This window comes from Levilinea saccharolytica, from assembly GCF_001306035.1.
GTDB classification, from domain to species: domain Bacteria; phylum Chloroflexota; class Anaerolineae; order Anaerolineales; family Anaerolineaceae; genus Levilinea; species Levilinea saccharolytica.
The window spans coordinates 1-16,638 of the sequence record NZ_LGCM01000063.1; the positions used below are offsets into that span (position 1 = coordinate 1).

Below are 16,638 nucleotides of genomic sequence, written 5' to 3' on the forward strand. Positions count from 1 at the left end.
GTAATACTGCATCCAGTTGAGCTGCTGCCCGGCTGACTTGCATGGCCGAAATCTCAACCCCACATAGCTGCTCTGTGATGGCTTTCACCTTCCGCGTGGATACTCCCTGAACGTACATTTCCGCCAGTGTGATCGTGAGGGCTCTTTCACTGCGCAGCCCTTTTTCCAGTGCGCTGGGGTAAAAACCCCCTTCCCTGACTTGCGGCACGGCAAAGGTGATCTCTCCCATGCGGGTTTTCACTGTTTTGGGCTTGAAGCCATTCGCATGTCCTTTGCGGTTTTCTGTGCGTTCATACTCCCTGGCTTGCAAGTATTTCGCCCTTTCTACCTGCATGGCGTTGTTGATTAGCACTCGCATCAGTTCCGGGATGGCATCCAGTCCCTTTTCCACGATCTCTTCTGCCAAGGTATAATCATTTTGGTGAGTCATTTTTAGTCTCCTTCTTCGGTTGTGGTGACCTTAAGGATACTTCTGACTCACCGCTTTTGTTAAGGTTCAGCATTTTACAGAAAATATGTTACACCAACCTCATATTTCGTGTTCGTCATTTTTCTGTTCTTGAATCTTGACGATCAAACTTTGATTCGGGGGAATATCAATGAAACTTAGGCAAGTCGCTCCGGTGAAAGAACAATAAACAGTCTAAGGAGAAGCAATTTTGATTCGGGAAGATGAGATTCGACCTACCTTTGGTGGTCATGAAAAGTTTGTTTTTCGAAACGGGTGGCTAAAAAAAGGAATTGATGCGGTTCGTGTCGACCGTTTGATCTTCACCCGAGATGAAGCGCTGGTTACCCTCGGTGTTGGTAAAAACATGGTTCGTTCCATTCGCCACTGGTGTTTGGCGACCGGTATTGTTCAGGAGACCGAAGGCACTGGCCTGGCGAAACCTTTAGCAGCTTCCATGCTGGGTGAAAGATTATTACTGGAAAACGGTTGGGATCCCTATTTAGAAGATATGGGGTCCCTTTGGTTGATTCATTGGCAGCTAATTTCAAACCCGGTACGCGCTTTTGTTTGGCCCGTTATTTTCTCCGCATACTTCGATGCCGAGTTTTCAAAAAAGCAACTAATTGTTTTGATCAGTAAGCAAATTGAGCAACTGAGCATTCGCACTACCGAGGGAACAATCGAACGGGAAATTGACTGCGTTTTGCGCACGTATGTTCCTGCCGGTGGTGTAAGAGGTCAGGCCAACGAAGAAAGTATGGACTGCCCGCTTGCAGAGCTGGATTTGATACAGGCGATACCTGAGGAGAATCTGTATCGTTTCAATATCGGTTCAAAACCTTCGTTACCCACAGCTGTGTTTGGATATGCTCTTTTTATTTTCCTTTTGAAGAGACTTCAAACCCGGCGAACAATAGCAATCGAAGAGGTTTTATACCAAAACGGCAGTCCCGGGCAGGCATTTAAGCTGGATGAAAACAGTTTTGTGGATTACCTGGAGCAATTAGAATACCAGACTTCGGGTGCCCTACGAATCAATGAAACTGCTGGGCTGCGTCAGATTTATCTTACAGACGATCTCGCTGTAAGCATGGAAAACCGAGCTTATAGGCTTTTGGATGATTACTATGGTCGTGACTGATATGCCTCCTGTCCGTTTTTCTTTATCTGAATTTGTCCACGTTCGTCAGAGTAGCATCCGATCAATCCATGTGGTTCAGGATCTGCAAAACGAGCTGATTATTGAAGAGTATTTGATGACGGCGCAAAGCCGGTCAGGATTACACCGGATTTTGGATCGGTTGTACGCTGCTTCCCCTACTCGTGCATGGACGCTCACGGGCCCGTACGGTACCGGAAAATCGTACTTTTCATTGATCTTGATGAATTTGTTCTGTGGGTCGCAACCTGGACATGCTCGAGCCGTTGACCTTCTTCGGGCAATTGACCCTATTCTTATGGATCAGGTTATCCATCGGCTTGATCTCGACTCTGGATTAGGTCTTTTTGCTGTTCCAGTTGCTGGCTCCCGAAGCTCTCTTCCGGAATGCTTACGAAATAGTCTGCAAAATGCTCTTCATCCTTACAAGGATGTGGCAGGATTTCACAAGCTGCTTGATGAACTGGGTAACTGGAATTCCGAAACGGGCAGCCGCGAAATTGTTAGCTGGCTCAATTCGTTAAAAGCTGCATTTTCAGTAGCCTGCCTACCCTTCCAAGGGGTCCTGTTTATTTTGGATGAAATGGGAAAGCTGTTGGAATTTGCTGCAGCGAACCCGGACAAAACGGATGTATTCCTGTTCCAGGAGTTAGCCGAGCGCGCGAACCGTAGTGGCGATTTCCCGATTGTGTTGATCGGCATCCTGCATCAGGCATTCGAGCGTTATGCATCATTATTAAATAGCGCTGCGCAGCGTGAATGGGCGAAGGTTCAGGGTCGCTTTGAGGATATTGCTTTTCAAGAACCGCCTGCTTTGCAGATGCGGCTTATTGTTCGAGCGCTGGAAGCAATGCAAATGGATCGCTACGCAGCCTTATCCTCGATTTTAGAGGAAACAGCTGAAGAAACCTGGTGGAGTGGTTGGCAACCACCGTTGATGAGCAAAGAGCAATTCCATGAATTATGCCTGGCTGCTTATCCATTTCACCCTTCTGCATTAATTGCTTTACCTTATGTATTTAAGCGACTGGCTCAGAATGAACGTTCGTTGTTTGCCTATCTGGCCTCCTCGGAACCGTTTGGTTTTCAGGATTTCCTAGCAAAGCATGATGTTCCAGATTTCTTGCGCCTGCCGCACCTGTTTGACTACCTGGCTGCGAATTTTCAAGCCCGCTTATATGCTTCGGGACGCGCACGACAATTGACTGAAACGCTGGAACGGTTGAGTAGTTCGCCAAACTTGGAGCCGCTTGAAACCGATATTCTTAAAACGATTGGTTTGATCAATTGGCTTGCCGAGAGTGGGGCTATTCAAGCGACGGAACCCATTGTAATCAGCGCGCTTCGTGGGGAAGGACGTACAGAGGCCGAAATCCAGCGAACTTTGAAACGGCTCAAAGAGCGCTCTCTGCTAGTCTTCCGTAAGTACAACGGCACATATAACATCTGGCAGGGCAGTGACGTGGATATTGAGGAACGGTTGGATGCCGCTCACCATCAACTGAGTGGTAATTTCAGCTATGCGGAAACAATTCAGCGTTACCTTTCACCAAGACCCTTGGTTGCCCGCCGGCACAGTTATAAGACCGGTACACTGCGCTATTTTGAAGTCCGATACGTGGATTTTGCTACGTTTCGAACTGCTTCGCTGCAACCAAAAACCGGCGCAGCAGGCATTGTAATCCTTGCGCTGCCCTCTAATCAAGCCGAAGTTGTGGAGTTTCAACAATGGGCTGCCAGCCCACAAGTAAGTGCGCAGCGAAATGTGGTGGTCGGAATCGCTGAACACTCAATTCGCTTGGCTGATCTGGCATTAGAGCTGCGCGCATTGAACTGGGTTGCTGAAAACACCCCTGAATTGACAAATGACCCCGTAGCACGACGTGAGCTGCGTGCAAGAATCTCCGGCGTTGAGGCGTTGATCAGCAAAGAATTGGATGCCAGTCTTAAGCTGCACCGTCTGGCTGATGCGCAGGGCTGCTTATGGTATTGGGAAGGAAAGCGTATACCCACTATTGAGCGTTATGGGCTTTCACATCTTTTATCGACCCTATGCGATGATGTATATTCCCATTCTCCACGGCTTTGGAATGAGCTGATTAATCGGAGAACGCTTTCTTCGCAAGCTGCGGCAGCCCGCCGTAACCTGATTGAAGCAATGCTTACCAACGGTCAACAGGAAACCCTGGGAATCGAGGGTTATCCTCCTGAACGGAGTATGTATGAGAGCTTGCTGAAAAATAGCGGTCTTCATGCACATGATGAGGATGGATGGCGACTGGTTGAACTGCCGGAAGCTGATCCTCTGCGTTTGCGCGAAACCTGGAATGCTATTGCTTCATTCATCTTTGCACCTCCCGTAGAACCACGGTTGGTCAGCAATCTGTTTTCTTTATTAGAAGCACCGCCATTTGGCCTTACACCTGGTGTTCTGCCGGTGCTGTTGTGTGCATTCTTATCCGCTCATGGCGCAGAAACCACACTTTATCGCGAGGGAAGCTTGCTTCCCGAACCGGGCGTAGCTGACTGGGAAGTGTTATTGCGCAGACCGGAGCTATTCTCTGTCGCCGGCTGCCGGGTTGAAGGACCGTTCCTAAAAATTATTGGGCGTCTAAGCCGTGGTCTGAATACGGAACCGGCGGTAATGCCGGTCGTTCGCTCCCTGGTGCGGCGTTTGAAAGCACTCCCTGAGCATGCCTGGAGAACACGCCGGCTTCCACAAGAAGCACTAGATGTCCGGCACCTGGTTGACACAGCTCGTTCGCCGGAGCGATTATTGTTCCATGAACTTCCGGATGCACTGCATTTACAGCCATTTGATGAAGTCCTTCCTGATGATGGAACTGTTCAATTGTTCTTTGAACGACTGAATGCTGCTTTGGAAGCACTTTCGAATGCCACACCGAAATTGCAAGTTTGGGCACGCGATACATTCCTTGCCGCCTGTGATCTCCCAGCTAGTGAAGCTGGCTGGAAAGAATTTCGCTCAATTAGCGCTGATCTCAGTAAGCGAATTACAACACCGGCACTTATTCCATTGCTCAAACGTGCTGCTGAAGGTCAAAATGATCAGCTTGCCTTAGAAAGTGCCATGGCGTTTATAGCAAACCGTCCCCTGCGGGCATGGACCGATGCGGATGTGGATCGTTTTGCTACGCAGGCGAAAGCATTAGGTGAAATGCTCCAAAATGAGCGGATTAGTTATCTCCCATCCTCGGCTCTGACAAGCGAACAACAAAAACGATGCCGGACGATTGCCGAAAACATTAGGCAAGTACTTACTGCCGAAATCGGAAGCGATCGCAAATTACTGCAAGCAGCCCTACAAATCCTGGCCAGAGAGCTTATGGATTCTGAGAATTCTTTGACGGAAGGAAGTGAGGATACCAAATGAGTGAACAATCAATTCGCCACATATTATCACTCTCTGGTGGTAAGGATAGTGCTGCCTTAGCAGTTTTTATGAAGGATAAAGTTGCTGATATCGAATATGTGTTTTGTGATACCGACAAGGAATTAGATGAGACATATGAGTATCTAAAAAAGCTTGAAGTTTATTTGGGTAAGAAAATTACTTACCTGAGAAATGAAGAACGTGGGTTTGATGAACTTCTCCAAGCAAGACGAGGTTTTCTTCCTTCGCCTCAGGTTCGTTGGTGTACTCAATACTTAAAGATTAAACCCTTTGAAAAGTATATCGGTGACTCGGTCTGTTACAACTACATTGGAATTCGTGCTGACGAAAATCGCAAAGGCTACATTTCATCAAAGCAGAATATTATTCCTAAATACCCATTTATCGAGGCCGGAATTAGGAAAGCGGATGTAGTTCAGATACTTGAGGATAGCGGGCTAGGACTTCCAAGTTATTATGAATGGCGCTCCAGGTCGGGCTGTTACTTTTGTTTTTTCCAACAAAGAATTGAATGGGTGGGGTTATATGAAAACCATCGTGAGTTATACGATAAGGCTATGAATTATGAGCGAGTAGATCCTGACACAGGAGAAAGATATACCTGGGGTTCAGGAGAGAGCTTAGCTGAACTGATGGAACCAGAACGTATTGAAGAGATCAAGAAAGAACACGAGCGTCAGTTAGAAATTCAGAAAAAGCGTGCAAAGCCTAATTTGACTTTAGCTCAGGTTTTTGATGAACCTTCTGATGATGAAGATGGTTGCCTAATCTGCCATCTTTGAGGTTGGCAAATAGTTTGGGGATGAGTTCATATGGCTGAAAACGACGAATTAGCGGGAATAGATGCAACTAGACTGGGCCTTACATTCCATCGGACTTTTTATCTTAAGAGGGCTGCGGTTAAGCAGGTTATTGAATTAATAGAAAATGATGGTGAAGATGATGGGGAGAAGGCAAAAATAAGACGAAAAGATATTAGGGGGAATTCCCAACTTGGAACAATTCAAGTTGAGGCTTTTCCTAGATGGGCTTGGGGAATTGGTATTTTAGATCAAAATAAACAATTCACTACATTTGGCCGATACGTTCGTATCCACGACACGAGTATGGACCAGCTGAGCACTTTATGGCTGATGCACTATCATTTAAGTGCCCCACATGGCCCAGGACCAACGTTTTGGAATCAGATAGTTTGTTCTCGTTTCCGAAGCGGTGATGAGTTCACCCAATCAGAAATTGAGCAAGATATCGCAGAAATTTACTCCAAAGAAAAAGGGAAACCGCTAAGCCCTGGATCGGCAAAGAGCACTGCAAATGCTTTTTTGGAAACCTACGTAAAATCGGATGGGCTTGGAAATCTTGGAATTCTGGAAGAAATTGGGGATAACCACTACCGTGTAATGGAGACAGATATCCCACCTGTCTGGGCAGTCGCTGCCGCGGTGCTTGATTATTGGCAGGCCAATTTTCCGAACCAGGTAACCGTCAATCTAAATAGCCTGACGAGCGAGAGCGGTTTGGCCAGCCTGTTTATGATTAGTCGTTCGCGTTTGGACATGATCTTAGGAGAAATGCGCGATGCTGGCGTTGTTGAGTTGTTCCGTGTAGCGCCCCCTTATCAGGTAGCCTTGCTCAATAGCGACATGGAAATGATTTTTCAAAGGATGTACAGCCATGAACCCTCCGCGTGAGTTGGTAGAATTGTTAAGCTCTGGACAATTGCGCGTTGCAACCGGGATTTGGCTGTTGCCCATTGAATATGTGGGGAAAGAGGAAGAAGAGGCCTATCGTTTAGGGTTGGAACCGGTTGATTTACGAAATCGTCTTCTGCAATCGCTGGAACCAGGCACGAAGTACGCCAGTCTTTCTGCGGATACAATTTTTCGGTTGGTGAATGATGTATCGCAAGAGTATGGGGATTGGGCTGGAGCATTGATCTATAACCTTGACTTGCTGCTTGCTCGTCTGAACACAGAAGAACGAAGCCTGATCTGGCAGGATCTTTTCGCTGCGCTGCCGCATCGTCGCAGAGGGGTGTTAATCACCCTGCCCGAGACCGCTTCAAATTTGCTGCCTCAAGAAGAAATGCTTAACCAATGGCGTTTCGATAATCGTTTCATCGGAACCATCAAAAATCAATGAAGAAAAGGGGAACGGAAAATGGCATACATACGTGATCTGGTAATGCACGACCAGCAGGCTGAATTCAGAAGCGATGTCCAGCTCAGCCATTACGATCATCCCAAGACAAATCTGGGTTTACTTCAAAGTTTTATCTTTTCATACAACGCGCCGAGAGGGATGGTCTCAGCTGTGGATGTGCTGGAGACGCTGCGCGGAGTTTTTACCGTCGCACGTCAAGAGAACCGCATAGTCTGCATTGCCAATTACGGCCACGGGAAAAGCCACCTGGCATTAGTTCTGGCGAATTACTTCGCTAAACCCTACGGTTCACCGGAACTGGAAAAGGTTCTGGAGAAGGTTTCGAAAGCCGTTGATAACCAAACCAAGGTGCAGCGGTTACGGGAGTTTCGACAAGAACAGGGCGAATTTCTTGTGGTCCGACTGCGGGGTGATGAGAATATTGGACTGCGTGAGCAGTTTATGAACCAGATTCAAGTCGCACTGCAAGAGCATCAAGCTACAAAAAATGAACGCCTGTCTTTCTGGTCGGAAAAAGCGTTACAGCTGTTGGAAAATTTACCAGAAGAACAAAAGGAAAAGGCTGAACGGTTCTTGGAAACAATGGAAACCGATTTGGCTGGACTTCGAGGTGATGTGCGAAATCGTCTAGACCAGGGATATGATAGAACTCGCCTGCTTTTTAAACACTTAAATGGTTATCTTCCTGATCTAGGGGGTGAAGTCAGCCTGCAAAAATTGTTGAAACAGGTTGCGAACGACTATTGCGGCGAAAGAAAACCATTTGCTGGTATTGTCATTCTGTTTGATGAGTTTAGCTTATTTGTTCAACGTTATGCCCAACGCCGCTCAGCGGGAGAACTTCAAGAACTGCTTGTGGGAATTGAGGAGCTGGGCAATAAAGCCGTGTTCCTGGCATTCTCACAACATGACCCCATCACAGTGGCCAAGAATTATTCCTCCTCGCACGAACAAAGTGAAAGTTTGGAACGTGAGCTTACGCGGATTCCGCGAAAAGTGATCCTTTACTCTTTATTGGAAAGTGTCATTGATGCATACCTTAATCAGCCGGCTGAGGCATGGAGAGAATTTGCTTCAGATCGGCAGGTAAGGGGGCCGCTGGCGAGAGCTTCAAACGTGGCGATGGAACTTTTTCGGCGCAGATATGAGGAAGACCTACGGTGGGGGCCTGAAAAATTTGACGAAGTGGTGACATATGGCGCATTTCCGCTTCATCCGCTTACCACGGCTCTTTTGTGTAATCTGTCTTTTGCGGGTGCAGAAACAATTGGTAATCCGCGCACACTGTTAGGCTTCATTCGTGAGCAAGTTACTTTACGGCAGGATCAACCCGTTCTGAACGACGGCATGATCAACTGGGTGCTGCCAATTTTCCTGGTAGACTATTTTAAAGAGTATTTGGGGAAAGACCCATTTCGACTCTATGAGAGCGCATTAAACAAATTACCAGAGAATGCCCCCCCTGAACAAGAAAGACTACTGAAGGCCTTGCTTTTACAAAACGTCGCCGAACTCAGGTTAAACCGCGATAACCAGGAAAGTTTCTTAGAGGAAGCAGCCGGTGTTCCTCATGGGCAGACGAAAATCCACCTAACAGCTTTGGTCAGCTCACAATGTATTCGAATGGATGAGTCCAAGCGAACCTATGCCTTCTGGTCGCTCAGCACAGATCCAGATGCCTTAAAAAAGAAGCTGCAAAAGAAGTTGGAAGGCAAAGGGTTAACCAGGGAATTGCTTGATAAATTATCCGAAGAGCAAGTGAAGGCTGTCCCGGTCGCAGTCAGATGGGGTCATGAAGAAGATTGGGAAGCCAAAGAAGTGCTGCTAACTCGCCAATACTTTACCGTTGAACGTTTACAGGAACTCTTCCCTCGTTTTCATATTTCAAAATATGGAACCTTAGAAGATGGGGCGCGCGGCGGGGTTGTGTGGCTGGTTCCTGAAACTTCCGAGGATGTAACTTGGTTTCAGCAGCATGCCGAAGAGGTCATCAATCAAGCTTTCCCTGAGGATTATCCCCTGCCGGTGATTGTAAAGACCACTTCGCGTACCTATCCACGCCTGTTCAAAGCCTATCAAACCCTAAAGGCGTTGGAGGCGATGAGCGAACCTGAAAGGAAAGAGACTGGCCTGGAGCTATACGAGTATGAAAAGCGTCAGCAAGAAGCCGTCATTCGACAGGATATGGTGATGCTGCGGGGTGAACCGCACAATTTTGCAAACATGCCGCATAAGGCCATAAACTATATTTTGCCAGCTGCTTACCGCCCGGCTGTCCGATTAAGCCGGGAACCCAGCGTCAAGCAAGTGTTGGAGGAATGCTATCGCCTGGCCTATACCTTCAGCCCTCCTGAGTTCTATACCCAATATAAAAACCCAGCTCGTGGAGCCAACAATCTATGGAAAGCGACCAAGCTGCTTTCAACGCTCTTAATGCGGAATAGCCTAGGTGCTGGACAAATATCGCTGCGGTCAGACAAAATCGCACAAGACATCCTTCAAAAATTCCTTTATACCAAATGGAAGATCGTGGCAGATGATAATCGAATTTGTGAAACAGATAACGGGAATGTAACTCGTGCATGGACGGTCTTGGAAGAAGCCTTTAAACCAGGCATTCGGAATTTGTACGTTCGAGATGCGTTGATTCGGCTGCTAAATCCACCTTATGGTTATGATTACAACACGCTAGCATTATTATTTAGCGCCTGGATTGGTTATCATCAGCACGATCTCCAGTTCACTACCATGTCTCGGCAAATAAGCATTGATGGATTAATGTCGATTCTGAACGAGGCTGCTGGCCGCCAAACGTTCATTGGTGAAATATGCGGTGCTCAAAAAGTCACGATTTCCAGGCGTGATTCGGGTGAACTCGTTCGCGAGGTAAACCAGCTGATCGAGCGGGTGAACAAAGAAACTTTTGGTCAAGCCCAAGCGGAGGATGTCTCTGCGAAGCTTCAGGTTCATTGCAAAGACGCTGGATTACCTGAAGAGATTTGCACCGCTGCGCAGCATGCGGTTGAGCGATTGGCTGTTGGGTTAGAAACAGCAAGAGTTTACGATCAGAATGCCAAAGCGATACAGAATGAATTGGAAAATGGCAGAGATATTCAGACTTTTATCCAGCTAATTAAGCGGATTAGTGATCTTCCACGTACCGGATTGGTTACTCCGAACCAAAAATCTATCGTGGAGCTGGATACAATCTGGCGGGAAGGACTGCAGCGAAAAGTTGACGCGGAATGCAATCGCCTGGTGAAAGTGAATCGCCTGCAGGAAGTCGGTGTAAACCAGATGAATCTTGAAAACCTGAAAAAGCTTCTCACAACAGCGAAGCTTGAAAAACAGGCCGAACGAGTGCAAGAGGCATTATCCGAGATTGCTCGTCGAGAAAAAGAGCTGGAAAAAGAACGGGAAGGGGTTGAAAAAGAAGCCCCAGTACAAGCCGAAATCCAAGCAATGTCAAGGCGGATGCCTATCATGACATTGTATGCCAATATTAAACGCCTGGAAGAAATCCAAGGTTACTCTCAAATCACTCTGAATCTTCGCGACCAACGTCGAAGAGAAATTACCAACGAAATTGAGCAATTGGAGAAAATCGCGAGAGGGCTAAAAGAAGGCGTTTCCGAGATAGACACGCTACAGGTCGCTCAGGAATGGCAAACTACGTACCTTAGGAACCTTGATCGGTTTGAAGGCTCACATTTCCAAGCCGAGTTGGAAACAGCTCAGGATCAGGTACAACAAATTCAGTCCTTCCTGACTGAGTTAAGAGATATTGAACAGCGACCAATGAGAAATCTGCAAGAGGTAGCCGAAACCGTTCAATTTCTAGATGCTTTACAGACAAAGACGCAGACTTGGCTAATCGGAAAACCATTGCAGAGATTATCCCAGGCTCAGCAGCGCGCTAAAAGATATGGTCAGCAGAAATCCGAAGAAGCACACCAATGGCTGGAAAGGGTTCAAACTTTGTATTCTCAAGGTGAACCAATCCACAGGGTGGTTCGGGAATTGGACGTTGAACAACCCTATTTGCTTCCAAATGATCAGAATCTTCTGGAGCAGTTAAAACAGAATGTGAAACGTAAGCAAGAAGAAGACGTGATCACGCGCATTGAGGTGGAATTCCGGCAGATCGCTGACCCAGCCCTTCGACAGGCATGTGTGAAACGGTTACAGTCCATTCTTTACGAAGCACAGGAAACCAGTTCGGCATACTGAGGAAGAAAATGAATACCATTCGACTAGATCGAGATGGGTCCGCTCCAGTTCTTGATGGATACATCCTGGTTTCTACAGAGGTGGATTTCTTACGATTAGCTACCGAGGGGCAGTTATTGCACATCCGTGGCGACCGTTTGTGCTCATGGGCAGAAGCCTTCTATACGGCACGTGATATTGCTTTTCAAGAAACACCTTCTTATATGCGTGAGCTGAGGAGCTTGCTGCCAGCCCTCAGCGCTGCGCAGATCTCGGGCTTGATCTCACTTCTCGGCAGCAAACTAGAATCACTCGAGCGGCCCCTGGAAGTTGGTAGTCTGTTGAACGCTGCTGCTCCTCACACCTTATGGCATCAGCCACCTTCTTTACAACACCTTGCTGAGTGGTTGCTGTGGCTGGAAGAGACAGAAATTCTAGATTGCGTCGAACCACTATTAGAACCTCATATTGTCCGCTGGCAAATGGAGGAATTGCCATTTGAAACTGAACTCTATGGCATTCGCACCAAAGAAGCAGCTAAGCAAGCTCTTGATGCCTGGTTAGGGTTTACGGATCGAGATTCTATTCCGATTCGTCAGGAATTCCCAGTAGAGGTGCCGAAACGCTATCAAGAAAAGGCTCGGAATGTTTGGCGAGAAGAGATAATTCAGAGCAAAGGAGCCAAATTCGAGCAGCTCTCGCATTTGAAAATCCCCTTCTCCTTAAAAAGAATTGCTGCTGAAGAAGCGTATGGGTATTATCTTCGCAACCAAAACGACCTCACTGTTCAGCGCCTTGAACAACTAGTGCCATATCTGAAGGGGAAACAAATTGCGTCCCTAAGAAGCATTCTGCCGCCGGCACAACCATCTGCTCTGCCCTCGGATCCAAACGGAATTGTGTCGTGGTATATACGCGAGTACTTACCCTATAGAGAATGGCAACGTTCCTCTGGATCTGCTGAAGGTCAAGAAGTGGCATCTCGGGCGGCTCTTGAATTCGAGAAATGGTATCTGGAGAACTATCCTAAAGGCTTAAATCTAGGAGCTTTACACCGCTGGATTAGTTTTAACAAGGTCAACCAGGTAGAGTGTATTGATAACAGCATAACACTCTTAATAATCTTAGATGGTATGCATGTCCCAGACAGCCGCCTGCTGCTCCAAAATATTCTTACTGAAACCCAACGGTTGACTATTGCTTCACATGAGTACGTTTTTGCCCCAATACCAACAGTCACTCGCTTTGCAAAAGAAGCGCTTCTAAAAGGGGTACCCCCAAGTCTTACGGAGAACATTGAACCGATTGGCAAGATCCTACCCGAAAAACATTCACCGGCATTACGATTGCGAGATGCGGAAAGAGGGAAAATATACTTCTGGCGGGTTCTGGAGCCTGATGATACTTATCATCATAAGAATACTTCCGAAAACTTGCTTCACGATGTGGAAGGCCGGCTTGCTGCAGAAGCATCAAAGATCAAAGAGATTGTAGAAAGTATTCCTGATGGAGTGATTCTGCAAATAATCATAACAACTGACCATGGCCGCCTATTGAGTGAAACCCACAAGACAATACCGGTTCCAATGAGTATGGAAAGCCACGGTCGAGCTGCTTGGGGGCAAAGCCCATACTCTTTTGAAACGACACCATACCGCATTGAAGGTGATGTTGCATATTTGATGGCAGATAATTATGGGTTGTCAGTGGATGTGGCAATTCCCTTAGATGAGGGTGCTTTCAAAGACAACAACAACCGATCAGGAAGTGAATTGTTCCCTCATGGAGGAATATTCCCAGAAGAAGTAATTTTGCCCTGGATTGTACTGGCTCGTGACCAGGTTCAGCCAGATGCGACAATTACAATTTCAGGAAATGGTCGGGCACGTCGCGATGGCACTTTTGCTGTTACGGTATTGAACAAAAGTGATATTGATTTATTCTTGGAAACCGTTACACTTACTTTGCGAACCGGAACAACGATAAACATAAGTGCTGACCAAAAAATTCCTGCCAGGACACAGATCCCGGCTGAAATACCTTATAGCCCCTGGCCATCAGCTGGAGAACTGGAAACCGTTCACGCTACTGTACGGTTGCGCTTACCTAACAAGATGGTGTACGAGTATTCCGCAGAGACTTCTGTTCAAAGCGAAGATATTTATACTCGTCCGCGTGAAAATATATTGGAGGACTTGGATTAATGGATCAACAGGGTTCTCTTACTAAGTCTGTTGAGCAACAAGCATTGGATCTCAAAATTCAGCAGGTGTTTGGAGATCTTGCGATTGATAAACGCCGCCTTCCTGCTAGCCAACTTCAAAAAAGAGGCGTACCTGCGTACGTTGGAGAATGGGTATTGGACTCCGTAGCTCCAGGGGCAGGGGAACTAAACGCTGAGGATGCTGCAAAGGTTCAGAATTGGGCAAGTAAATACATTCCAGGTCCAGGAGACACAAATTTAATCAAGCACCGCCTGATAAGTGGTGATGTAATCAAGGTTCTGACACCTGTTCAAATCGAAGTTGAACTAACGCGACGACGACAAGAACAGGTTGGAAAAATGACCTTACTTGGGATTAGTGATGCCGTAGTTGGGGAAACTCTGGCACAACGTTATCCAGAGTTGTTAAAACAGGGAATGTGGGGAGTAGTCCAACTCGTTAGTACGCAAGAAGGGGTCGCCGTAGAAGGGTTTAAACCCATGCAAGCTTCTCTAAACCTGGAGATGTACAAAGAAGCTCGCAAAGAATTTACTCTTTCGGAATGGCGCTCTCTTATGCTTATTTCGATGGGCTATAACCCGGCTGCATTTGGTGAAGAAGAACAGACGCTAATGCTGTGTCGGCTGCTGCCACTTGTCCAAAAGAATATGCATCTTATGGAACTGGCGCCAAAAGGCACTGGTAAGAGTTACATTTACGAGAACGTTAGCCCACAAGTACGTTTAGTTAGTGGGGGAAATGTTTCTCCAGCAGTATTGTTTGTAAACAATATGACAGGCCAGCCAGGCCTTTTGGCCAGATTCGCTGTTGTAGTATTAGACGAGGTTCAGACCTTAAAGTTCGAAAGGCCTGAAGAAATTGTAGGTGGTTTGAAGGGATACCTGGCGAATGGAAAACTGACACGTGGAGGTCTGTATGAAATGGGAAGTGATTGTAGCTTAGTAATGTTAGCTAACATCTTGCTTGATAGTGAGCAGCAACCTCTGGCTGAGCCTTTGGTACGTGAACTTCCCGCTTTTCTCCAAGAGACAGCTTTCCTGGACCGTATTCGGGGACTGATTCCGGGATGGAAACTAAGGAAACTATCCGGCGAATGTTTTGCACGCGGAATAGGACTAAAATCCGACTTCTTTGGAGATGCATTGGTTGCCATGCGAAATGATCTAGAACATGATCAACGCTGTGCCCGTCGAATTCAATTGAAGGGTAGCAAGGTCTATAAGAGAAATGAAGATTCAGTTCGTTCAATAGCGAGCGGTTTGTTGAAAATTATGTTTCCAGATGGAAATGTAAGTGATGCAGATTTCAATCATTATTGTGTCCGACCTGCAAAACAACTGCGCCAGTTGATTTGGGAACAACTTCAAACATTGGATGCAGAATATAGGCAGTATGAAAGTGATATTGCTTATGAAATTTTGCCTGAGTAAATTGTGATGGATAATAACGGGATTTACTTAGATTACAACGCAACCACACCTTGCGATCCTAAAGTAGTGGAAAAAATGATTCCGTACTTTACGGAAATTTATGGGAATCCATCTAATGGACTTCATCGATTAGGACGAGCAGCCGCGAAGGCAGTTGATGATGCACGTGAAAAAGTAGCCACTCTAGTAGGCGCTAGATCAAAAGAAATAATATTTACTGCTGGCGCTACTGAAAGTAACAACCTCGCCATACTTGGACTAGCTCGATCCCATGCATCCGCACAGAGAAAACGGATTGTTACGTGTGCGGTTGAACACAAGGCGGTTCTAGGCCCATGCAAGAAGTTAGAAGAAGAAGGTTTTGATGTAGTTATATTGCCTGTAGATGAGGGCGGACGTGTACTTCTCGATGCTGCAAAAGAAGCAATAAACGAAGACACTCTTTTGGTATCTATTCAAGTTGCTAACAATGAGATCGGGACATTACAGCCCATCCAGGAGCTATCAAAGATCGTTCATGATGCGGGAGCGGTTTTTCATTGCGATGCTGCACAAGCAGTCGGCAAAATTCCCGTTCTGGTGCAAGAGCTTGGTGTAGATATGTGCTCAATTAGTGCACATAAGTTGTATGGTCCCAAAGGGGTAGGAGCTTTATATGTTGATACCAAAGTTCGATCATCGACTTTAGAACCAGTTTTATATGGTGGGGGTCAGGAGAATGGTATTCGGTCAGGTACAACGAATGTACCAGCAATTGTTGGTTTCGGAGAAGCTTGCCAATTAGCTAATGAATTGTTACCAGATGAGGCCTTGCGAATTCGATCTTTACGCGATCAATTAGAAGCTGGTTTGTCTGAACGAATTCCTGATATAGTAATAAATGGTCGATCTCATGATCGGTTAACCAATACGTCTAGTATCACTTTCCAGGGCATTGATGCTGATGCGCTTATTTTTAACCTGAGATCAGTAATGATTGGTACAGGATCAGCGTGTTCTTCTGGCGCAATTGGTCCATCTCATGTTTTGCAAGCAATGGGGTTGACAAGAGAAGCTGCTTTCTCCACTGTCAGGGTTAGTTGTGGACGGTTTTCTAGCGCTAATGCAATTCAAGATGCAATCTGTGATATTGAACAGGCGTACTTGAAAGTCAAGTAATTTTCTCTGCACCTAGATCTGATGATGATCTAAAGGATCCGCGATCGTCTCTGGTTTTTAGAAAAAATGTATATTCCTCTGGTTATGAAAGGTATTTGAGTATATCGACTCTTACGTGCAATAATATGGAAAATCTTGCGAGAAACATCAAGATCGTTCTGATTCTCTACTCTGGTTCTTTGGCAGAAATTTCTGAATGGCATGCGAGATTTTGTGAACTTGTCCAGCGCATTTAGTAGTGTTCTGTACTCCATTTCTATAAAAAATGAAATTATTAATTGTCCTTGTCACTCTGGTTTACGATAGTGCAACCTTTTTTCTGTAAATTCGAGTCAGAAATATCCATCGTTCTTTAACAATCGAATGACTTGCCAACGCAATAGTGCTTACCGATCTGCCACTCTTCTGAGATCTCCATCAGAAGGGCT

General features: G+C 46.3%; 10 protein-coding genes. 9 read left to right on the forward strand and 1 reads right to left on the reverse strand.

What is annotated here, in order from left to right; genetic code table 11:
- The coding region (locus ADN01_RS16830; protein ID WP_201778650.1) for a transposase at positions 1-430 on the reverse strand (430 nt) is incomplete at its 3' end.
- Positions 431-659: 229 nt separating this feature from the next.
- Here ADN01_RS16830 and ADN01_RS16835 point away from each other — a divergent pair.
- From ADN01_RS16835 to ADN01_RS16870, 9 genes are read left to right on the forward strand one after another with little or no spacing between them, the layout of a single operon-like run.
- On the forward strand, positions 660-1,592 hold the full coding sequence (locus tag ADN01_RS16835) for a DUF4007 family protein (protein ID WP_062417766.1): 933 nt from the start codon (positions 660-662) through the stop codon (positions 1,590-1,592).
- Entirely contained in the window at positions 1,579-5,004 is a 3,426-nt protein-coding gene (locus ADN01_RS16840; RefSeq protein ID WP_062417765.1) for a phage tail tape measure protein, read from the forward strand. The genes ADN01_RS16835 and ADN01_RS16840 overlap by 14 nt, the downstream gene beginning before the upstream one ends.
- The gene (locus ADN01_RS16845; protein WP_062417764.1) at positions 5,001-5,807 is read left to right on the forward strand and encodes a phosphoadenosine phosphosulfate reductase domain-containing protein; all 807 of its coding nucleotides are present in this window, start codon (positions 5,001-5,003) and stop codon (positions 5,805-5,807) included. Before ADN01_RS16840 ends, ADN01_RS16845 begins: the two co-directional genes overlap by 4 nt.
- Before the next feature lie 30 nt (positions 5,808-5,837).
- On the forward strand, positions 5,838-6,716 hold the full coding sequence (locus ADN01_RS16850) for a DUF4007 family protein (RefSeq protein ID WP_062417763.1): 879 nt from the start codon (positions 5,838-5,840) through the stop codon (positions 6,714-6,716).
- Positions 6,700-7,167 carry a hypothetical protein gene (locus ADN01_RS16855; RefSeq protein WP_062417762.1) on the forward strand — a complete coding sequence of 156 codons (468 nt, stop codon included), beginning with the start codon at positions 6,700-6,702 and terminating at the stop codon, positions 7,165-7,167. Before ADN01_RS16850 ends, ADN01_RS16855 begins: the two co-directional genes overlap by 17 nt.
- 42 nt (positions 7,168-7,209) lie before the next feature.
- Positions 7,210-11,418 (forward strand): hypothetical protein, encoded by a 4,209-nt coding sequence (locus ADN01_RS16860; protein WP_160318459.1) that lies wholly within the window; start codon positions 7,210-7,212, stop codon positions 11,416-11,418.
- Positions 11,419-11,426: 8 nt separating this feature from the next.
- Positions 11,427-13,601: a hypothetical protein gene (locus tag ADN01_RS19455; protein ID WP_062417760.1), complete on the forward strand. Its 2,175-nt coding sequence runs from the start codon at positions 11,427-11,429 to the stop codon at positions 13,599-13,601.
- A complete protein-coding gene (brxL, locus tag ADN01_RS16865) occupies positions 13,601-15,052 on the forward strand; it encodes a BREX system Lon protease-like protein BrxL (protein WP_062417759.1) in 1,452 nt (483 codons plus the stop codon). The genes ADN01_RS19455 and brxL overlap by 1 nt, the downstream gene beginning before the upstream one ends.
- 6 nt (positions 15,053-15,058) lie before the next feature.
- Positions 15,059-16,210, forward strand: a complete 1,152-nt coding sequence (locus tag ADN01_RS16870) for a cysteine desulfurase family protein (protein ID WP_075071310.1) — start codon at positions 15,059-15,061, stop codon at positions 16,208-16,210.
- Positions 16,211-16,638: the final 428 nt, after the last annotated feature.

Coding starts and splice junctions, on each gene's coding strand:
- ADN01_RS16840 (WP_062417765.1), top strand. CDS start 1,579: ATGGTCGTGACTGATATGCCTCCTGTCCGTTTTTCTTTATCTGAATTT.
- ADN01_RS16845 (WP_062417764.1), top strand. CDS start 5,001: ATGAGTGAACAATCAATTCGCCACATATTATCACTCTCTGGTGGTAAG.
- ADN01_RS16850 (WP_062417763.1), top strand. CDS start 5,838: ATGGCTGAAAACGACGAATTAGCGGGAATAGATGCAACTAGACTGGGC.
- ADN01_RS16855 (WP_062417762.1), top strand. CDS start 6,700: ATGAACCCTCCGCGTGAGTTGGTAGAATTGTTAAGCTCTGGACAATTG.
- ADN01_RS16860 (WP_160318459.1), top strand. CDS start 7,210: ATGCACGACCAGCAGGCTGAATTCAGAAGCGATGTCCAGCTCAGCCAT.
- ADN01_RS19455 (WP_062417760.1), top strand. CDS start 11,427: ATGAATACCATTCGACTAGATCGAGATGGGTCCGCTCCAGTTCTTGAT.
- brxL (WP_062417759.1), top strand. CDS start 13,601: ATGGATCAACAGGGTTCTCTTACTAAGTCTGTTGAGCAACAAGCATTG.
- ADN01_RS16870 (WP_075071310.1), top strand. CDS start 15,059: ATGGATAATAACGGGATTTACTTAGATTACAACGCAACCACACCTTGC.